The sequence below is a fragment of the Metabacillus idriensis genome (assembly GCF_050483325.1).
Classification (GTDB): Bacteria; Bacillota; Bacilli; order Bacillales; family Bacillaceae; genus Bacillus_P; species Bacillus_P idriensis_A.
In genome coordinates this window covers 16,235-36,060 of sequence record NZ_JBCMYF010000004.1, presented here as the reverse complement: position 1 = coordinate 36,060, position 19,826 = coordinate 16,235, and the positions used below count along the sequence as shown (strand labels likewise).

Below are 19,826 nucleotides of genomic sequence, written 5' to 3'. Positions count from 1 at the left end.
TTCTGACCAAGCATAAGCTCAGTCATGTAAACAAGCACCGCAAGTTTCCGAAAACAGCCTCTGATTTAAACACTATATGCTGCTGCGGGAGTACGGGTGAGACCTGACAAGAAAAGACATCCAGACTTTGGAAAGAAAAAATGAAGAACATATTATGGAGGATATTATAAGAATGAAAAGAATAATATTGTAAGCGGTTTCTGTTTTATTCAGTTATATAAAACAGCGGGAAGGGTAAAATGAATAGTAAGGAAGATTCGGAGGGAGAGCTGCTCATGCAAGATGCTAACTTTTTTAAAGGTATGATTTGGGCGACCGTTCTTAGTATTCCATTGTGGGTATCCTTCTTCGGGTGGATGAAAATCATTTTATCTTATACTAAATGGTAGTTAAACATATGATTTTATGTCAGCTTTTTTCTCTGATAGACTAATCCTGTAATGGACTTTTAAACAAGGAGAATGACATCATGGCAGACGAACAGCTTGATCTCTATATGAAGAATGGAATATATGGAGCGTTTGAAACGAAGCCGGAGGAGAGGAATGTTTACCTCGGCACATTGAGAGAAAGAATATATGTAGCTCTCACTGCAGGGCAGGTGAGACAAAGCAAAATATACGATGAAGTAATTAAGGCGCTTAGAACGGGAAAGGACAAAGTACTTCTATTGAACGGCACAATAGATTATGGGGCCATGTCAAAATATATCAAAGCTGCCAACAAAGAAAAAATCCCTTTTACCATCGTAAGTGATCATAACAAAACAAAGATCGGGTTAATCGTTGCTTCTGAATATGCGGTCGATCAAGAAGAAATTTACGTAAAAGATAAAATATTTGATCAATCTTTTAAATGAACACAGGAAAGCCTGTGTTTTTTTATCTTATAAGAAAATAAAGGAGAATCCAGATTGGAATTGACAGGAATATTCCATAAAAACAGCCTTTTGCAAATGATTGATCTTCCCTCATGATATCCCCCGCAACTTCAGTCTTATCTTTAATATATCTCCGTGCACTGTAAATTATCAATCCATCATCGTACTGCTTTTAGCAGAAAAAGAAATAGGTTTCAAGAACCACTTCATGTAAGTGGTTTTTTTGATTTTATAGCTATTTGTCCTTACAGTAAAAACGATTTTCAAATGATAGTAAGAAAAAGCAGGGCTAAGGGCGGGATATGGCTTAAGCACTTAAGCTGGATAATAAGAAAATATTAGTAAATTTAGATTATTGTGAAAATAGTTAATCTAATTTATATTTAAATTGCTAAGTTGTAAAAGTTATAAAACACTAACATTTTGGAAGGGGAAATGAAATGAAGATCACTAAAGCACTTGGAGCTGCAGTACTGAGTTTATCAATGAGTCTTTCAATGTTTGGAACAGCGGCTTTTGCAAATGAGGAGATAAAAACAGATGTGAAGCAGGAATCCATTCGAGTTGTGATCAAAGGGACTGACGCTGAAAAGGGAAAAGTGAAAAGAAGTCATCAGGTTCGCCGTGATTTTGGGAAAGATGGTTTTACTGCAACGGTTACCCAGAAACAATTAGAAGCGCTGCAAAAGAACAGCAAAATCAAAGTAGAAAAAGTTTCAACCTTTAAAATTGCCGCAGGGAAACCAATAAAGACAATGGCATACCCAAGCACAAGAACCCCATGGGGCATTAAAGCCATTTATAATAACGCCTCGCTGACATCCACAAGCGGAGGGGACGGCATTAAAATTGCTGTACTTGATACCGGTGTGCAGACAAGCCATATCGATTTATCGCAAAATGCTGAGCAGTGCAAAGACTTTACAGTGGGATCTACTTATACGAATAACTCCTGCACGGACCGCAACGGACATGGGACGCATGTTGCAGGATCTGCACTTGCCAATGGCGGTTCTGACGGCCAGGGAATATACGGCGTAGCGCCTCAGGCAGAGCTTTGGGCATACAAAGTACTCACTGACAGCGGTTCTGGCTATTCAGATGATATTGCAGCTGCAATCAGACACGCTGCAGATGAAGGAACAAGAACAGGTTCAAAAGTCATTATCTCCATGTCTCTTGGATCAAGCTCAAAAGATAGTTTAATTGCAAGTGCAGTTGATTATGCATACAGCAAAGGTGCATTGGTAATTGCGGCAGCCGGCAACTCAGGATCTGGCAACAATACAATTGGATATCCCGGAGCACTAGTAAATGCTGTGGCAGTTGCGGCTCTTGAAAATGTGCAGCAAAATGGAACTTACCGCGTTGCAAATTTTTCATCCCGCGGCAACTCTGCAACAGATGGGGACTTCATTATTGGAGAACGTGATGTTGAAATCTCAGCTCCAGGTGCTGCGATTGAATCTACATGGATTAACAATGGATACAATACAATCAGCGGTACTTCAATGGCAACTCCTCATGTATCAGGGCTTGCTGCAAAAATCTGGTCCACAAATAAAGGACAAAGCAATGTTCAAGTTCGTGCAGAGCTCCAGGGCCGTGCAAAGCTTTATGATATTAAAGGCGGCATTGGCGCGGCAACAGGAGATGACCACGCATCAGGGTTTGGATTTGCAAGAGTTCAATAATAAGAGAAAAGAAAAAGAGCTTCCCAAAACTAAAATGGGATAAGCTCTTTTTCTTTTTCGTCCTACAAAATTTGGTTCAATCCTATGAAAATATGGTTTAATAGATAGATATAGAGTGAAGTCATGAATCTTCTGAAGCACATTTAGAGCGGATGTTAACTATATTCGTGGGCTTTAATAATTCTAGGCCATTCTTCGTCAGCAGTCTGGATATCTTTTTCTGCTTTTGAACATCCAGATAAAAGGATAGCCATACCAAGTGCAAGTAAAAAAAGATGCTTTCTCATTTTCTTCATCTCAAAACCTCCGTTAGTTCTTTTATATTAACATTTTAAAAATTAAAAACATTTTGTTGTAATTAACTGACAATTCAAATATATACAATAATTTATTTTCTTGTCAATACATATTCAATTTTTTTCAGGAGGCGCCTTATGAATACCGTTGGAATGAAATTAAGACAGCTGAGAAAGAAGCAAAAATTGACTCAAAGCGAGCTTGCAATCGGCATCGTCAACCGCAGCTATATCAGCCAGCTTGAAAAGGGAATGGTACAGCCTTCTTATAAACTGCTGCTGAAATTCAGCGAAAGACTGAAATGTGATATTCATGATTTTTTCGAAGATGAGGATAAGTCGCTTTTGTCTTTTGATATAAAAAAAGCTCTTTCCAGTTTGGAATACGCTGTCATCAATGATCATTTTGCAGATGCGGCTGAACACTTAAACGATTTAGAAAAAAATCTGGAATCGTTAAACCAAAGTGACCTAGCCCTTTATTATTTTTGCCAGGGGCGAATTCTGCAGCGGATGAAGCTAGAAATTGAAGAAGCAATTGCGGCTTATGAAAAGAGCTACGAAATATTCTGCAGCCTGCAATATTCTGAACAAAGACTCAGAACCAGCAATTATCTGACGTCCTTGCTCATTAACCAGGATCAGCTCTCAAAGGCATTTTCTTATTTAAATGAGGCTTATGAGGATTCGATTGCTTTCAAAGCTTCAGGAGTTGAAAAAATCTCTTTGCTGAATAATCTTGGACTCGCCCATGCTAAAAAAGGAGAATATTATTCGGCGATCCGTTTTTTGAAACAGGCGCTCTCGTTCAGCAGCAAAACATCCATATACTATCAAACAGGTGTTGTATATATGGTGCTGGGCCTATGCTACAGACGAATGAATGAGTATGAAAATGCAAGTGCCGCCTATGCAAAAGCGCTGCTGTTTTTCGAAGGGACAGATGATCAATTGAATTTGGCGGGCACTTATACGAACTTAGGTATTCTCAGCAGGTATTTACTGGATGCCGGGAGTGCGATGTCGTACCTGCAATCAGCTCATAAAATTTATAAACAAGAGGATGATGTAAAAGGAATACTAAATACGCTTTTTGAGCTGGCCGTTACCTATTATGAGGATGGACAGGATAAGGATGTATTAAGACTTTATCAAGCGTTCGGAGATGTTTATTCAGGCGAATTCGGCGATTTGAAATTTAAATTTCTGCATTTAATAGGAGATTTGCATTGTCGGAACAGTCATCAGGAAGAAGCTCTGAAGTGCTATTATGAAATCTTGAATAATTCTGTTCTGGTTGTGGATTCCTCAATCGTAAAAGATGTACTGAAAAAAATAGCTGAAATCGCTTATTTGACGAAAAATGAGAAAACACTTTTTTATGTTGTGGAAAAATACTTGAAAATGTAAAGCAAAAGACTACATAATTCGACACAACCAATGCGCTCTTTCATGTACAATCGATATAGTTCAAATGTACTGATTGGAGATAGGGCAAAAGGGGTTGGAGAAATGAAGGTATTTGTAGCAAGGCAGCCGATATTTGACAGAAAAGGACAAAGTGTTGCCTATGAACTTCTTTACCGGAACGGAAATAGCAGTAATTCATTTCCTGATATAGATGGAGATGAAGCGACAGCTGATGTTATTATAAATAGTTTTATCAATATTGGCCTTGAAGAGCTGGCACAGGGAAAAAGATGTTTTATTAATTTCACAGAAAGCCTGCTGAAAATGAACTTGCCAAGCTATTTTAATCCTGGTTCCATTGTAGTGGAGATTCTCGAAGATGTTCCCATTACAGAAGAATTGATAGAGATTTGCGCTGAATTGAAAAAACTCGGGTATACCATTGCGCTCGATGATTTTAACTTGCAGCAAAACTATTTTCTGCTGCCGAAATTACTAAAGTATATTGATATTATCAAGGTGGATTTTCTGCAGACACAGGTGCAGAAAAGAAAACAAATTATGAATCGGTACAAGCAATATGGAGTGTCTTTTTTAGCCGAAAAGGTAGAAACACAAGAGGAATACCAGCTTGCATTAAGAGATGGCTATGATTATTATCAAGGCTATTTCTTCAGCAAACCAGTTGTTCTCTCAAGCTATGATATTCCCGTTTATATTCATGGTTATCTGCAGATCCTCCATGAGTTATCTAAAACGGAGCCTGACATTGATAAAATTTCAGAGCAGATTGAACAGGATCTTTCCCTTTCCTATAAGCTTTTGAAATTAATGAATTCGCCTGCTTTCAGGCCAAAAAACAAAATTAAGTCGATCAAACAGGCGATTGTCCTCCTTGGACTTAATGAAATTAAAAAATGGATTTATATCCTGTCCATTAAAAATCTGAATTTCAAAAATGATCCGATTCAGGAGGAAGTGATCCGCCTGTCTCTTATGCGCGCTAAGCTTTGTGAGAGGCTCTCCATTAAGATCGGCAGAACAGAACCTTCCCTATATATGCTGACAGGCATGTTTTCCCTTGTTGATGCGCTCCTGCACCGCAATTTGGATGACGTTTTAAATGAACTGCCTCTTTCAGATGAAATTCGGGAAGCGTTAAGCGGAGTAGAAAATGACATTCGCAAAGTATTAAAATGGGCCATTGAAATAGAAAAATCAAATTGGCATACACAAGACTTGCCGCTCAGCCCTGAAGAAATTCAAGAATGCTATATGGAGGCAATTCTTTGGTCAAATCATCTTTTAAACGGTGAAGAAATTGCACAAACAAGCTGAGAAGATTCAGGGACACAATTATTTTGTGATCGAACGCTTTCAGTATACAATGAAAGGGAAAGGAGAATGATTATGCAGAGAATACAACTTACAGAAGATCTATCATTTTCAAGGATCATACATGGATTATGGCGTCTTTCAGACTGGAACATGTCAAATGAAGAAGTGGTTAAATTAATAGAGGAGTGCTTAAAGGCAGGCATTACAACCTTTGATCACGCTGATATTTATGGAAATTACACTTGCGAGAAAAAATTCGGGGATGCTCTTGCACTCAAACCAGAGCTTAGAGAGCAAATGGAGATTGTCACAAAATGCGGCATTAAACTAGTCTCAGACAATCGCCCGGAACACAGCATCAAATCCTATGATACAAGCAAAGAGCATATTTTGGCTTCAGTCAGCAAATCACTGGAAAACTTTCAGACAGATTACATAGATGTTCTGCTTATTCACCGTCCCGATCCGTTTATGGATCCAGCACTGGTTGCAGAAGCGTTCACACAACTTAAAAAAGAAGGAAAAGTCCGCCATTTTGGCGTATCGAATTTTAAACGCTCACAGTTCAAAATGCTGCAATCGTATTTAGACTTCCCGCTGATTACGAATCAAATTGAGCTTTCTGCCTATAACCTGGAGAACTTTGAAGATGGCACGCTTGACTTATGTCAGGAAGAAAGAATCGCGCCAATGGCATGGTCTCCGCTTGCAGGGGGTTCTATTTTCTCAGCTGATGACGAGAGAGCCAAGAATCTGCGTGATACACTTGAGAGAATCGCTCTCGAAGCCGGGGCAAAAGGAATGGATGAAGTTCTGTACGCATGGCTGATCAGCCATCCGGCAAACATTATGCCGATTGTCGGCTCAGGCAAAATGAACCGCATTGAGTCCGCAATTCGCGCACTTGATTTAACCTTAACACGCGACCAATGGTTTGATATCCTGCAGGTTGCAATGGGACGTGAAATTGCATAGCATTAAACCCATGATCTCGTTTTAAGATAAGAAGCAGGGTTCAGAAGAAAACGGGTACTAAATTGTTTAGCAATTTAGTACCCGTTTTCTGTTGTTTAGGGGAATAAACGGAAGGCTATGGGCATCCAAAAAACCTGGATGATCCTGTTTAGGGGAAACAGCGTGAGGCTGTGATTCCACAAACAAACCGAGAATGCCTGATGAGTGGAATCAAAGGAGGTCTATGATTCTACGAAAAAGTGAAAAAGCTTGGAAAGTGGAATCAAAGGAGGTCAATGATTCCACGAAAACGTGAAACAGCTTGGTAAGTGGAATCAAAGGATGTCTATGATTCCCCGAAAACCTGAAATAGCTTGGAAAGTGGAATCAAAGGAAGTCTATGATTCCATAAAAACCTGAAAACGCCAGGAAAGTGGAATCAAAGGATGTCTATGATTCCATAACAAACTGAAAAAACCTGGTAAGTGGAATCAAAGGAGGTCTATGATTCCACAAAAGCTTGAAAATGCCTGAAAAGAGGAATCAAAAATATACTATGATTCCTCTAAATAAAAACCAATCCATTTTCTAACGTTTTAAATAAAATATAGAATTTTCTGATATAATCATTTCATTCGAGTTCCTAAATAAGGAGAGAGAGAAGAGTGAAAAAAGTATTGTTAACAGGGTTTGAACCATTTTTGCATTATACAATAAATCCAACAGCTTTAATTGCTGAGCAGTTGCATGGAAAGATGATTGGTGACTATGAAATCTGCGGGAAAGTACTCCCTGTTCAATTTTCAAAAACGTGGGAGCAATGTCTTTTGCATATTGAGGAAGAAAAGCCTGATGCCGTATTGATGCTTGGACTTGCTGCCGGCAGATACAAGATTACTCCCGAAAGAATAGCCATCAATTGTGCGGATGGAGAAAAAGATAATGAGGGAATTGTAAAACAGGATGAATTGATACAGACTGAGGGACCGGCTGCCTATTTCAGCACACTTCCTATCCGTACGTTTGTGAACGTGCTAAAGGAACGCGGCATTCCAGCGGAAATATCCAACACCGCCGGAACTTACTTGTGCAATTACATTATGTATCAGGCCATCCACTATTTTAAGCAATCAAATCAAACCATCCCGGCAGGTTTTATCCATGTTCCGGCTTCACATAACCTGGCTCTGGAAATAGGGAATGTCCCCAGCTTTTCGCAGGATGATTTAACAGAAGCGGTGTCTGCTATGATCCAGCACTTATCAGAAGTCTAACCGGCTTTCTTTTTTCGTTTTTTACTAATATTTTGAACTGAACTGACGATATAACCCCTATACAAAGAAAATGGCGGGGGAGTAATAAAAATGTTTAAAAAGCTTCAAGTTAAAATTACTTTGTTTTTGGCGGTCATCATCATATCAGCTCTTGCTTCTGTACAGCTTTTTTCACATTTTTATCTGCAATCTGAAATGCACAAAGATGCAAAAAGAAATGGTACAGGCATTATTCAGCAGCTGAAAAGCAACATTGAATTAAGTTTGAGAGATTATGAGAAAAGCCTTATCAGATTTGGAGAAGATAATCAGCTTGTCGGCTTGTTAAGTGAAGAAGGAAATGAAACAGCTATTTCACAGCAGTTTCAAACCTTTCTTGAGACGAATCAGCGGGTGAGCTTAATTTATGCAGGAAACGAAAAAAAATCGCTGTTCATTCAGCCTTCGGTAGAACTTCCAGAGGATTTTGACCCTACAACAAGACCCTGGTATATCCTGGCTAAAGAAACCCCTGAAAAAGTAGTGTGGACCGAACCATATCAAGATGCTGCAAAGGGTTCCTTTACGGTAACCGGAGCAAAAGCAGTTATGAAAAATAATAAAGTAGTAGGTGTTATTGCTTTTGACTTATCTTTAGATGCAGTCAATGAAATAGTGAACAGCGTAACAGTTGGTTATGGCGGCTATTCTTTCTTAATTGATCAAAATGGAGCAGCCTTGTCGCATCCGACTGAACAGGGAAAAGACTTATCTAAGTTAGATTTTATGAAATCTGTGATGGAAAACAAAAATGGTTTAGTAGAATACGTTTTTGAATCAGAAGAACGAATGCTGTATTTTGAAACAATTAACGGGTTAAATTGGAAAATTGGGGCTGTCTATAAATACGACGATTTAATGGAAACAGCAAATACAGTTTCCTTTACAAATCTGCTTATTACACTTGCAGCTCTTCTAATTGCCGTTGTCATTGGATATTTTGTCTCCAGATCCATTGCAAATCCTATTGTTCGTATAGGCGAAACTGCTAAAGCAGTTGCAGCGGGAGATTTAACTCGCAGAGTGAATGTTTCAAATAAGGATGAAGTAGGAACCCTGGCAGAGAACTTTAACACCATGGTCTCTGAAATGAAACGCATGATTGAGGAAGTGAACTTGTCTGTTAAAACGATTAATGATTCTGCTGAGAATTTAAGTGCGGTTTCTGAAGAAACAATGGCAGCCAGTGAGCAAGTTGCAGGTGCAATGGAAGATGTTGCAAGAGGGGCTTCTGAACAAACTTCGGATGTTGAAAATATGAGCGGCCTCACAACTAAGCTATCTTCGAAGATTACGGAAGTAAATGAATCTATTTCACATATTCAGACATTGTCTGCAAAGACAGAGCATGCAAGCTATGATGGTCTGGAAAAATTAAATGTCCTTCAGGCTAAATCAACAGAATCGAATAAAGAGCTTGCTTCTGTGGAAGGTGTTTTAACTGATCTTGCAGGTAAGATTAAACAAATTGAAGAGGTAGTTACGGTGATTTCGTCCATTTCTGATCAAACCAATTTGCTTGCTCTTAATGCAAGCATTGAAGCTGCACGGGCAGGAGAGAGCGGGAAAGGATTTGCGGTAGTCGCAGCTGAGGTAAGAAAACTTGCAGAGCAGTCAGCAAGAGCTACCGGCAGAATTACAGAAACGATTTCAGGAATTCAGCAAGAATCGATTAAAGCAGTTGCTGCAATGGATCGGACAAAGGAAATGAATAATGAACAGCAGAAAGCCGTTCATAATTCGGGTGATGCCTTTCAGACAATTGTTATGTTGATGAGCGATCTTTCACAATCCATTTCGAGTATCACTGAAGATACTAAGGAAATGACATTGCAAAAAGAACAGGTGATAGAATCAATTGTTAATATATCGGCTATTACAGAACAATCTGCGGCAGCTGCAGAAGAAGTAAATGCTTCAACAGATGAGCAGCTCAGAGCTCTTGCATCAGTTGCAGATTCAGCTGGAAATTTAAGCGAAGCCACTAAACAGCTTCAGGAACTGGTGAAAAGGTTTAAAACGGGAGGATGACGAAACTTGTCATCCTTTTTTCTTTTACCATTTCAGCACCAATATTAGCCTGCAGCAATTCAAATCAGGATTTTTATAAGAAAGGATGATTTTGACACCGTCAGGATTGAACTCAGTTTCTACCTCATTTGTTATGCCGGAAGCGAGCAAAAGCTTTTTTACCAGTTTGGTGTTGGATTCCTGTGCGGCAGAAAGGATCTTTTTTGCCTGTTCTTTAGAAACTGAGAGATAGGTGGTCAATTTTTTTGCATCAGCCATCAGTCCATCCATATGAGAGGCTGAATGGACAAACTGACTTGAGTCAACCTCCGGAAAAGGTCTCCTCATATATTGATTACAAGGGAAATGAATTTGACAATAGGGGTTGAAATAATACGGCCGAAACCATTGTTGCCTTTGCCTCCGCAAAAAAATACACCTCCGAACGAACTTGCTCCTTATATATATGTAAAGGATCTTGTTCGTGCTATTTCGATATGATGAAAAAGTTGCAGGAATACGGCTGCTTCTGTCGAATATGGATAATTGTTAAACTACTTTTTTCGAAGGAGGTTCAGCTCTCTATGCGCGTGCAGCCATCCATATATGTGCTGGATGATAAGACGGTTGCGGTCTTTTCGGTTATTAAAGGCGAATGTAAGGTTAAAATGGAGTGTTTACTGTCTGAACAGGGGATTCTGGATTACACCTTAGAGTTTAGCGGAAAGATTGAAAAGAGAGATGAACTGACGAAAATGGCTTTGGAAGAAGCTCAATCCATTTACTTGAACACGATTTTAGCTGCAAAGTGACAAGTCCCTGAATATGGGGCTTTTTTTCTGTATTTATTAATGTAGATGGTATGATTTCCAGCGAAAAAAACAGATACAATGGACTATTGCGCCGGTTGCGGTATCACGCATTGATTATTTCGCATTATTTTCGGTGAAATTACTTTCTGATTCCTTTAAAATTTGAAGTAGGAAAGATCAAACCAAGTGTTTCGTTCACCATGCATAATTTGATCTTTAACAGAGGAGTGTGGAAACGATGAAAAAGCACAACATTGAAGAAATTACTCAATTATTGAAACGTCTTGAGAAAGAAATTCAGGAAACGAAACAGTCACTGAGATCAATTAATAAAAGCATTGATAAGTATGATAAATACTCCTTTATAAACGTGTCATAAGACTGACTTGGCCTATCCGGCCAAGTCTTTTTTTATGTCCTTTTTTCCAAAAGAATGGTAAAAATTTTATATTTATGTAAAAACCTCTTATTATATCTACTATATTGGCCGCGAATATTGTAATATAATTTCGAAGGGGTGATTGCAATTAGATTACATTTGGACTATGAAGAATTGAATTGCAGTCTTAAAACTGCTGTTTCTTCATATATAACGAACAAAGAATTATTGCAGCTTATCCTGTCGTTCTTAGAAACGAAAAAAACCTTTCCGTTCGGTCAATTGACACATTTGCATTACACAGCTTTTGGAGGAAAAGAGCAGCAAATCATTCATCTTTCAGCTGCAGTAGAACTGCTTGCGCTGTCATTCGACATTTTAGATGATCTTGAAGACCTAGACAACTATGAAGAACCATGGATGAAAATTAATCCATCTCTTTCCCTGAATGCCGCCACTGCTATGTACACAATCAGTCTGCAAATGCTTCATGAATTATCAAGCGAGCACAGATTGATGATCATCAGCACATTCCAGCGTTTTGCTCTTCAGGCAATGGAAGGCCAGCACATAGATCTTCAAAATGATATCGCAAATGAAGAAGAATGCATCACGATGATCGAAAAGAAATCCGGTTCACTGATTGCTTTAGCCTCAGTCACCGGGGCCTTGCTTGCCACCGGAAAAGAATTCCCATGCGTTGAACAGTACTCCTATCAAGTAGGACTGGCTGCACAAATTGAGAACGATTACCGTGATTTATTTCATGAACATAAAAATGATCTATCAGCACAAAAAATATCGCTGGCACTTCTCTTTTTAAACAGAGGATTTAACGAACATGCAAAAGAGCTGACTGAGTTTATTGCCGGCAGCCAAACCTTTACCCAGCACTATGGGAGTATGGAATCATTCAAATCGAAATTGTTACAATCTGGTGTTGTTCATTACCTGAACGTCATGAAACAAATTGCGATTCAGAAAGCTTCAACACTGATAGCGGAAGTGCCCTTGCCAAACCATCAAATTGAGCTTCTAAAGTCTCATTTGATCATAAATTCATCTGAAAATAAAAGGAGAGATTAAATCATGCAGGAAATCGTAAACTTTTTAGTGGAAAACCCCGAAGTAATCGAAAAAGTAGCCAGCGGTGAAGCTAGTTTGCTGGGTGTGAAAAATGTGGATGAAGTGTTAGGATTAGTAGAAGGACTGTTGAGTACAGCTAGAACGACGAATATGTACTGGTGGTAATAGTTTAATAGTCTTAATTCAATAAATAGGTGAATAACATGAAATTTAACCTTAACAAAGCATATTTACTTATAGTAATAATCAGCTTTATCCTAACTGTTTATTTTGCATATATTAATGTGAAATTTCCTTATTTAGGAGCAACAGTAAGAACTAATGACGCAGAAGAAGTGGTTGTTACAGCTGTAGAGCCTAATACATGGGCCATCAAAGCTAAACTGCAGCCAGGGGACATTGTGTTAGACGTTAACAATAAGGATGCATTAAAACATTTTCCATCTACTAATTATGGTGTTTTAGAGCAAGTAGATCATATGACTATTTCTAGAGATGGAAAAGAAATATCATATAAGGTTTCAGATACAATTATCAATAATCAAAGTCTTTTTATGTTAATAATTCCGTTAACGTTATATGTACTTTGTCTTTTTTGCAGTTATTTTGTATTTAAAAGCAATAAAGATTCGAACCTTAAATCAGCCTATTTATTGAATTTATTTTTATTGACTATAGCAATGGCGTATTTTAGCGCAAGTGGTTCATCAAGGGGAGATTTATTCAGCAGGTATATAAATCTTTCCCTTTTTCTGCTCGTTCCTGTTTTGTATCTAAACTTCATTTATAAATATTTCCTCGAATTAGGTAAAAAGCTATTTTCAAGAAAATTCATTATTGTCGGATATGTTGCAGTTGTAGTAAACATTTTAGTTGAGTATATCTTAGACATGTTGCTTTTCTCTTATCACATTACAAAAAGTCTTAACCTAATAACATTTTTTATCTTAATTATCCTAACTTTTGTTTTAAAGCTTTATGGTTTAAGAAAAGTGAAATACTCAGATCAAAAATATTTAGTGAAAGTTTTAATTATCACTAATATCATTGCGTTCTCTCCATTTGTATTTTTATATATTTTGCCGTTTATTTTCCTAAATAAATATATCTTCCCGCCGACTGTTTTAGCATCATTTTTATTGCTTGTCCCATTTTCACTGGTATACCAGTTTATGGCCACTAAAATTTATGATATTGAATTTATTTTGGGAAGAGTTCGCTATTACTCTCTGCTGGCTGTATTGCCTACATTAGTATTAGTAGCAATTACAATTTTAATTAAAGAAAATAATCCTACATTCTATCCAATAAAACTATCAATCTTCATCTACATCACAATGCTAGTAGTCTTTTATATTAAGGAAATTCTCGACTTCCGTTTTCGCTTCAAACGATTTTCCGAAAAATACAATTATCAGGACAGTATTTTTAAATATACGCAAAGCATCCGGAAGGCAAGCAAGCTTGATCATGTCATAAATGAACTGAAGCAGGTGATTACAGATGTTTTGCTTGTCAGCAGGGCGAATTATGTGGAAGTTGATAAAAACGGGTACATCATCTCAGTCGAGATTCATATGAAGGGTACAGATTATCTGTCATATGAAAAAGAGATTACGAAGGCTTCCCATGAGATCGGGAAAATTGTCGAAGTGGATCGCGGTTTTGTGATTAATGTAGGCGAGACAGATGACCGAAGCTATGTCATGGTTTGCTTGTCTATGCTTAATACTCCAAAATTAAACCGTGATGAGATTTCCTGGCTTAAAACCCTGTCATTCTATACGAATATTTCTCTTGAGAACTTCCTTAAGATAGAAGAGCTGATGAATCATCTTCACAAGATTAAAAGTGAAGGCAGCAACCCGGCATGGCTGACGAAGGTTTTATTTTCTATAGAGGAAAAGCAGCGTTCAAATCTGGCTAAGGATTTGCATGATTCTGTTTTGCAGGATTTAATTTCTTTAAAGCGGCAAAGCGAGCTTGCCCTGGCTGAACTTGAAATGGCTCCGACTGTTTTCAGGGATCAGCTGCAGGAGATGAACAGCTCAATGACCAATATCATCAAGACTACGCGGGAGACGTGCCAGGAGCTGCGTCCGCAGCTGTTATATGATCTTGGGCTTGTAAAGGCTTTGCAGAAGCTTGCGGCTCAGTATAATGAATCTGCAGCTTTTGATGTGAGATTAAATACAGGCAACTTTACTAAAGCGATTGATATTGATACACAGCTGAATTTATACCGGATCGTTCAGGAGCTCTTAACTAATGCCGGAAAGCATTCCAATGCACTCCATGTTCTGGTTATGCTTGTTTGCATTAAGGATAAAATTGTTCTTCATTATGAAGATGACGGTATTGGTTTTGATCAAAGTGAACTGTATTCCAATAATCAAAGCATGGGTCTTTCAGGGATAACAGAAAGGGTGAAAGCTTTAAATGGTTCCCTTCATATTGAGACTTCAAAAGGGAATGGATTTAAAGTAGTTGTTGAACTTTGAAAGAATAGTTCAGGCTTGGCATTTGCCAGGTCTTTTTTATAAAATAGTGAGTAGATGCTCGGGTCAGAGAGGTTGATTACATGATACATATTTTAGTTGTAGCAGTACGTGAGGGAACAAAAGCGATATTGGAAACAGAGCCGGATGTGAGGGTGTCCTGCTTAAATCCCCCATATTCAATTGATGTTATTCAGCACATCAGCTTCCGCGAATACGATGCTGTCCTGATGGATATGAATCTCGGAGATATAAATGGAATGGAGCTTTCCACTGAAATCATTAAGCATTCTGAGGATTGCAAGATTATCCTGTATACAGGCTATGATGTAGAGGATTATTATGAGGAGGCTATTCGCCTTGGGATTCACGGGGCGATCAGCAAAACAGAGACAAAGGAAAAGATTCTTTCTTCCATTCGGCACGCTCTCTCGGGGGACATTGTTGTGCCGTATTCCTATTTAAAGTCTCTTATTCTTCAGCAAAAATTGAAAACCAGCTCTTCTTCAAATGATACAGAGGCCTTGAATGATCGGGAGAAAGCCATTCTTCAAGAGGTTGAACGGGGTTTAACCAATCAGGAGATTGCCGATAAACTTCATTTGAGCAAGCGGTCAATTGAATATAGTTTAACTTCCATCTTTAATAAATTAAATGTCGGCTCAAGAACAGAAGCTGTCCTGATTTCTAAATCAGAAGGAATTATTGATTAGTGCACAAGAATGATTCTTGCGCACTTTTTTTTATTGCTCAGGCATATAGATTGAAAAGAGTGTTAGATTCTGAGAGGAGTGTTGTTTATGTTTCCAATGTACGGGCAGCCTTTTGATCCGTCTTACAGAACCCGCCAGAGAGAAAAAAAATCCCCAAATTTAATTTCTGTTCGCGGAACAGGAAGAGTGGAAGCAAAACCGGATACTGCCGTTTTGCAGCTTGCAGTGGTGACAATAGACAAGAATGCTGCAGCAGCTCAGCAGGAAAATAAAAGGCGCGTCAATCAGCTTATTCAAGCTTTGCAGTCAATTGGAATTTCAGAGGATCAAATTGAGACTATTTCTTACACCGTTTTTCCCCAATACGACTATAGTGCAGGTTCAGATCCAGTCTTAAAAGGGTATGAAGTCACCAATACGATTTCCATCACCACTCAAAATTTAGATAACATTGGGCTGATTTATGATACAGCATTTTCTAATGAGGCCAACCGGGCAGATTCTCTGCAGTTTTCCCTTTCCGATCAAGAGAGATGGATCAATGAGGCTCTGAATCTTGCTGCAAAACAAGCTTTGGAGAAGGCAGAAGCGATTGCCGGTTCTTATCAGCTCAATCTGATGCGCAAGCCTGTAAAAATAACCGAAGAACCTAGAGGATTTTTCCCTTTGTCTAAAGAATTAAGTTTAGGTGCACAATCGTCAGGACAGACCCCTGTCTTTGTAAAGAATATAGAAATCATTGCAGAATTGACGGTTTTGTTTACGTATCAGTAAGCATAAGTTTACAAAATTTATACTTTCTCTCAATATCCCCATCACAAACCTGCGATAAGATGGAATCTAAATACAGATTCAAGCGTTAGAAAGCGCTTTCTTAACAGGGGGTTATGATGGACGTGATGGCGGTATTGCCTGTACTTATGTTGATGATGGTTTACTTTTGCTTTGCTGTATACGCCCTTCGAAAATAAATCACGGAAGTATAAATCCGTGAATCATTTCTTATTTTTCGTTAAACTTAATGAAAATGGGAATAAGAGGTGATTTACCTGAAGAGGTTATGGGTTATTTTTTTCAGCAGTTTGGTCATAGCCGGATGTCAGTCTGCCCAAAATGATAGCCAGGATGACAGGGAAGTGAGCGGCCAGTCTGAGCGGCAGAATTCCGAAAGTATTCTAAAGAACTTGGATGTTCCCTGGTCCATTGCTAAGAATAATAACGTTTTTTATCTGAGTGAACGTACAGGTCAAGTTGTAAAATGGGACCATGATACAGACAAAAAAGTGATTCAAAAACTGAAGTTGAAAAAGAAGCTGCATCTAGAAGGAGAGGGCGGATTTCTTGGATTTCAGCTTGCCCCTGATTTTGAAGAGAGCAGGCAAGCGTTCGCCTACCATACATATAAAGATGGAAACGAAGTGAAAAACCGAATTGTCATCCTAGAGGAAAATGCAGACCAATGGGAGGAAGTAAGGGCTGTTTTAGAAGATATTCCGGGTGCACAGTTCCATAATGGCGGTCGCCTCAAAATAGGGCCTGACGGCAAGCTTTATGCAACAGCTGGAGATTCTCTGAATCCTGACCTTGCACAGGATAAAAAGTCTCTTGCAGGAAAAATACTAAGGCTTGAACTTGACGGTTCTGTACCGGGTGACAATCCTTTCCCTGGTTCGTTTGTATACTCATATGGCCACCGTAATCCCCAGGGGCTTGCATGGGACGAGAAAGGCTCGCTGTTCAGTACAGAGCATGGCCAGTCTGCACATGATGAAATTAACTGGATTCAGCCTGGGAAAAATTATGGATGGCCTGTCATTGAGGGGGACGAGCAGCAAGAAGGCATGGAGGCGCCCCTCTATCACACCGGGGAAGAGACGTGGGCCCCTTCCGGTATTGCCTATAAACAAGGAATCTTGTATGTGGCGACTTTAACGGGAAATGAAGTCAAGCAATTTGAAGTACATACAGGAGAGGTGCACACTTATCTGGAAGGCAGGGGCAGGATGCGCGATGTTATCATTGAAGATGACCGTTTATATACAGTAACAAACAATCGTGATGGCAGAGGAAATCCGCGCAAAGAGGATGATCAGATGCTGCTGATGAAACTTAAGCCCGCAATAGAGGAGGAACAATAATGGAATACAATGTTGAAAATACGCTTTTGAGCTCACTTGGAATTGAGATAAAAAGTGTCACAAATGATGGTGTCGTCGCTACAATGCCAGTAGATGACCGCACGAGACAGCCTTTTGGCATTCTTCATGGAGGCGCATCGGTAGCGCTTGCGGAAACAGTTGCAAGTATAGGGGCCTTTCATTTAATCAACCAGGAAACGGAAATGTGCGTCGGCCTGGAGATTAACGCGAATCATATAAGAGGAAAGCAGGACGGCACCGTTACTGCTCATGCCATCCCGATGCACCGGGGCAAAACAACAATGGTGTGGGAGATTAAGATTGTCGACGAAAGAGAAAGCCTGATCTGCATTTCCAGATGCACGATGGCGATTTTGCAGAAAAAATAATTCCTGACATGCCCTGATAACCATCGGGGCATGTTTTATATGAATAAAAGGGGAAAATAACAGATGAAAACAAGTTTTCCGGTTCTCTATACAGAGCGTTTTGTTTTAAGAAAAATGGAAGAAAGTGATGCGGGTGAGGTGTTTGCTTATTTTTCAGATGATGAAGTCACGCGATATTACGATCTTGAAAGCTTTACTGAAACAGCTCAGGCTGTTGAGATCATTAACCGCTGGGCTGAAAGATTCCATAATAATGAAGGATTCAGATGGGGTATCGCAGATAGACTAACAAATAAAATCATAGGCAGCTGCGGCTATCACAACTGGGAAAAAGAACATTTTAAAGCGGAAATAGGTTTTGAAGTGAATCCGTCGCACTTTAGAAAAGGCGTGATGACCGAGGTTTTATCACCTATTTTGAAATTTGGTTTTACCCAAATGAATCTAAATCGCATTGAAGCTTTTTATGATCCGGACAATACGGCTTCAAAACGGTGCCTCGAAAAAGCAGGATTTATATATGAAGGAGTCTTAAGACAGGCTGCTTATGAAAAAGGGGTATTCTGTGATGCTGCTGTGTGTTCTCTTTTAAAAGCGGAATACATGAAAGAGCACAGCTTGTAATTGGAATAAAAAGGGTGTTTGATTACTTTGAATCAAACACCCTTTTTAGTTGTTATTTTACTGATTGTGGAAATTTGAGTATATTTTGAGGAGAATCAACATCTTCACGCTATGATTCCAAACCTGAAGGAAAAAAGCAGTTTGGTTGAATCAAAGGCAAGCTGTGATTCCAGCTCCAAAGGAAAAAAGCAGTTTGGTGGAATCAAAAGCATGCTATGATTCCAACTCCAAAGAAAAAAAGCAGTTTTGTGGAATCAAAGGCAAGCTGTGATTCCAGCTCAAAAGGAAAAAAGCAGTTTGGTGGAATCAAAAGCCCGGTATGATTCCAACTCCAAAGGAAAAAAGCTGTTTGGTGGAATCAAAAGCATGCTATGATTCCAACTCCAAAGGAAAAGAGCTGTTTGGTGGAATCAAAAGCATGCTATGATTCCAACTCCAAAGGAAAAGAGCTGTTTAGTAGAATCAAAAGCATGCTATGATTCAACTCCAAAGGAAAAGAGCTGTTTGGTAGAATCAAAAGCATGCTATGATTCCAACTCCAAAGGAAAAAAGCAGTTTGGTGGAATCAACACTCCTAAAATCCCGAATTTTTAAAATGAATTAGATCATTATAGATACTTGCTTCCCTCGCGCCTGCTTAATGTAGATAGCTCTGTGCTCTCAATAAACGCCCGGACGGATTCCCGGTTTGATTTTGAGTATTCCCGCAATGCCCAGCCGATAGCTTTTTGAATGAAGAATTCTTTGGATGATGAGTGCTTTATGATGAGAGGGTAGAGCCATGATTCGTCTGTTTTTTGCTTATATTTTAGTTGATGCAGGATGGCCGTTCTTTGCAGCCAGAGATTGTCCGAATCAGCCCACTTGTCAATATACGCTGCCCGCAATTCGGGATGCTTCATGACGAGCTGGCCGATGACGTTTGAGGCAATCAGATCGACTGTATCCCACCAGGAGTCAGTTATAATCAGATGCTTTATCCATTCTATATCTGATGGCTTAAGTTTCTTTTTTTCAAGCAGAAGAAGATCAATTGCCGCATATAAAAGTTCTCTCTCTTCAAACGTCCAAAGCTCCAAAACAGTGTCGCTCAAATGATCTGGCCTGCCGTGCTGTTTAAGAAATTGTTTGGTTATTTCTTTTCTTTCAGGTGATTTTATGCCGAAAAAGCGGAATTGATCGCGCATATACTTCTCCATCGCAATCGCTTTTTCCTGATCTGCATTCTGTGAAAAAACGTCTCTAAGCTTAATTGCATAGCTCATTTTATCTCTCCTCTTTAAAAAAAAGGA

The 19,826-nt window shown here is 39.0% G+C and carries 20 protein-coding genes; 17 read left to right on the top strand and 3 right to left on the bottom strand.

What is annotated here, in order from left to right:
- Positions 1 to 469: 469 nt before the first annotated feature.
- Both ABEQ24_RS02555 and ABEQ24_RS02550 read left to right on the top strand, forming a co-directional pair.
- The gene (locus ABEQ24_RS02555; RefSeq protein WP_430005324.1) at positions 470 to 859 is read left to right on the top strand and encodes a YueI family protein; all 390 of its coding nucleotides are present in this window, start codon (positions 470 to 472) and stop codon (positions 857 to 859) included.
- A 461-nt stretch (positions 860 to 1,320) separates the two neighbouring features.
- Complete coding sequence (locus tag ABEQ24_RS02550) at positions 1,321 to 2,574, top strand: S8 family serine peptidase (protein ID WP_430005323.1); 1,254 nt, start codon at positions 1,321 to 1,323, stop codon at positions 2,572 to 2,574.
- Between the two features lie 155 nt (positions 2,575 to 2,729).
- Here ABEQ24_RS02550 and ABEQ24_RS02545 read toward each other — a convergent pair whose 3' ends face one another.
- On the bottom strand, positions 2,730 to 2,870 hold the full coding sequence (locus ABEQ24_RS02545) for a hypothetical protein (protein WP_430005322.1): 141 nt from the start codon (positions 2,868 to 2,870) through the stop codon (positions 2,730 to 2,732).
- 138 nt (positions 2,871 to 3,008) lie between these two features.
- Here ABEQ24_RS02545 and ABEQ24_RS02540 point away from each other — a divergent pair, with 138 nt between their 5' ends.
- The 5 genes from ABEQ24_RS02540 (at position 3,009) to ABEQ24_RS02520 (ending at position 9,916) form a co-directional block, all read left to right on the top strand.
- Positions 3,009 to 4,280: a helix-turn-helix domain-containing protein gene (locus ABEQ24_RS02540; RefSeq protein ID WP_430005321.1), complete on the top strand. Its 1,272-nt coding sequence runs from the start codon at positions 3,009 to 3,011 to the stop codon at positions 4,278 to 4,280.
- 102 nt (positions 4,281 to 4,382) lie between these two features.
- Positions 4,383 to 5,618, top strand: a complete 1,236-nt coding sequence (locus ABEQ24_RS02535) for an EAL and HDOD domain-containing protein (RefSeq protein WP_430005320.1) — start codon at positions 4,383 to 4,385, stop codon at positions 5,616 to 5,618.
- A 72-nt stretch (positions 5,619 to 5,690) separates the two neighbouring features.
- On the top strand, positions 5,691 to 6,593 hold the full coding sequence (locus ABEQ24_RS02530; protein WP_430005319.1) for an aldo/keto reductase: 903 nt from the start codon (positions 5,691 to 5,693) through the stop codon (positions 6,591 to 6,593).
- A gap of 644 nt (positions 6,594 to 7,237) precedes the next feature.
- Complete coding sequence (pcp, locus tag ABEQ24_RS02525; RefSeq protein ID WP_430005318.1) at positions 7,238 to 7,846, top strand: pyroglutamyl-peptidase I; 609 nt, start codon at positions 7,238 to 7,240, stop codon at positions 7,844 to 7,846.
- 90 nt (positions 7,847 to 7,936) lie between these two features.
- Positions 7,937 to 9,916 carry a methyl-accepting chemotaxis protein gene (locus tag ABEQ24_RS02520; protein ID WP_430005317.1) on the top strand — a complete coding sequence of 660 codons (1,980 nt, stop codon included), beginning with the start codon at positions 7,937 to 7,939 and terminating at the stop codon, positions 9,914 to 9,916.
- Between the two features lie 24 nt (positions 9,917 to 9,940).
- Here the strand turns inward: ABEQ24_RS02520 and ABEQ24_RS02515 are convergent, their stop codons facing one another.
- Positions 9,941 to 10,174 carry a hypothetical protein gene (locus ABEQ24_RS02515; protein ID WP_430005316.1) on the bottom strand — a complete coding sequence of 78 codons (234 nt, stop codon included), beginning with the start codon at positions 10,172 to 10,174 and terminating at the stop codon, positions 9,941 to 9,943.
- 305 nt (positions 10,175 to 10,479) lie between these two features.
- Between ABEQ24_RS02515 and ABEQ24_RS02510 the strand changes: the two genes are divergently transcribed.
- The 10 genes from ABEQ24_RS02510 (at position 10,480) to ABEQ24_RS02465 (ending at position 18,534) form a co-directional block, all read left to right on the top strand.
- Positions 10,480 to 10,707, top strand: coding sequence for a hypothetical protein (locus ABEQ24_RS02510; RefSeq protein WP_430005315.1), 228 nt, complete (start codon positions 10,480 to 10,482; stop codon positions 10,705 to 10,707).
- Positions 10,708 to 10,945: 238 nt separating this feature from the next.
- Positions 10,946 to 11,086, top strand: coding sequence for a degradation enzyme regulation protein DegQ (gene degQ / locus ABEQ24_RS02505; protein ID WP_101567816.1), 141 nt, complete (start codon positions 10,946 to 10,948; stop codon positions 11,084 to 11,086).
- Positions 11,087 to 11,224: 138 nt separating this feature from the next.
- Positions 11,225 to 12,172 (top strand): polyprenyl synthetase family protein, encoded by a 948-nt coding sequence (locus ABEQ24_RS02500; protein ID WP_430005314.1) that lies wholly within the window; start codon positions 11,225 to 11,227, stop codon positions 12,170 to 12,172.
- 3 nt (positions 12,173 to 12,175) lie between these two features.
- A complete protein-coding gene (gene comX, locus ABEQ24_RS02495; RefSeq protein ID WP_430005313.1) occupies positions 12,176 to 12,337 on the top strand; it encodes a competence pheromone ComX in 162 nt (53 codons plus the stop codon).
- Positions 12,338 to 12,375: 38 nt separating this feature from the next.
- Entirely contained in the window at positions 12,376 to 14,673 is a 2,298-nt protein-coding gene (locus ABEQ24_RS02490) for a histidine kinase (RefSeq protein WP_430005312.1), read from the top strand.
- A gap of 80 nt (positions 14,674 to 14,753) precedes the next feature.
- On the top strand, positions 14,754 to 15,383 hold the full coding sequence (locus tag ABEQ24_RS02485; RefSeq protein ID WP_430005311.1) for a response regulator: 630 nt from the start codon (positions 14,754 to 14,756) through the stop codon (positions 15,381 to 15,383).
- Between the two features lie 87 nt (positions 15,384 to 15,470).
- Positions 15,471 to 16,157, top strand: coding sequence for an SIMPL domain-containing protein (locus ABEQ24_RS02480; RefSeq protein WP_430005310.1), 687 nt, complete (start codon positions 15,471 to 15,473; stop codon positions 16,155 to 16,157).
- A 266-nt stretch (positions 16,158 to 16,423) separates the two neighbouring features.
- Positions 16,424 to 17,521 (top strand): PQQ-dependent sugar dehydrogenase, encoded by a 1,098-nt coding sequence (locus ABEQ24_RS02475; RefSeq protein WP_430005309.1) that lies wholly within the window; start codon positions 16,424 to 16,426, stop codon positions 17,519 to 17,521.
- Complete coding sequence (locus ABEQ24_RS02470; RefSeq protein ID WP_430005308.1) at positions 17,521 to 17,910, top strand: hotdog fold thioesterase; 390 nt, start codon at positions 17,521 to 17,523, stop codon at positions 17,908 to 17,910. Before ABEQ24_RS02475 ends, ABEQ24_RS02470 begins: the two co-directional genes overlap by 1 nt.
- Before the next feature lie 63 nt (positions 17,911 to 17,973).
- On the top strand, positions 17,974 to 18,534 hold the full coding sequence (locus tag ABEQ24_RS02465) for a GNAT family N-acetyltransferase (protein ID WP_430005307.1): 561 nt from the start codon (positions 17,974 to 17,976) through the stop codon (positions 18,532 to 18,534).
- Positions 18,535 to 19,142: 608 nt separating this feature from the next.
- On the opposite strand, the gene ABEQ24_RS02460 is transcribed toward ABEQ24_RS02465, so the two are convergent.
- Positions 19,143 to 19,799 carry a DNA alkylation repair protein gene (locus tag ABEQ24_RS02460; protein ID WP_430005306.1) on the bottom strand — a complete coding sequence of 219 codons (657 nt, stop codon included), beginning with the start codon at positions 19,797 to 19,799 and terminating at the stop codon, positions 19,143 to 19,145.
- Positions 19,800 to 19,826 lie beyond the last annotated feature (27 nt).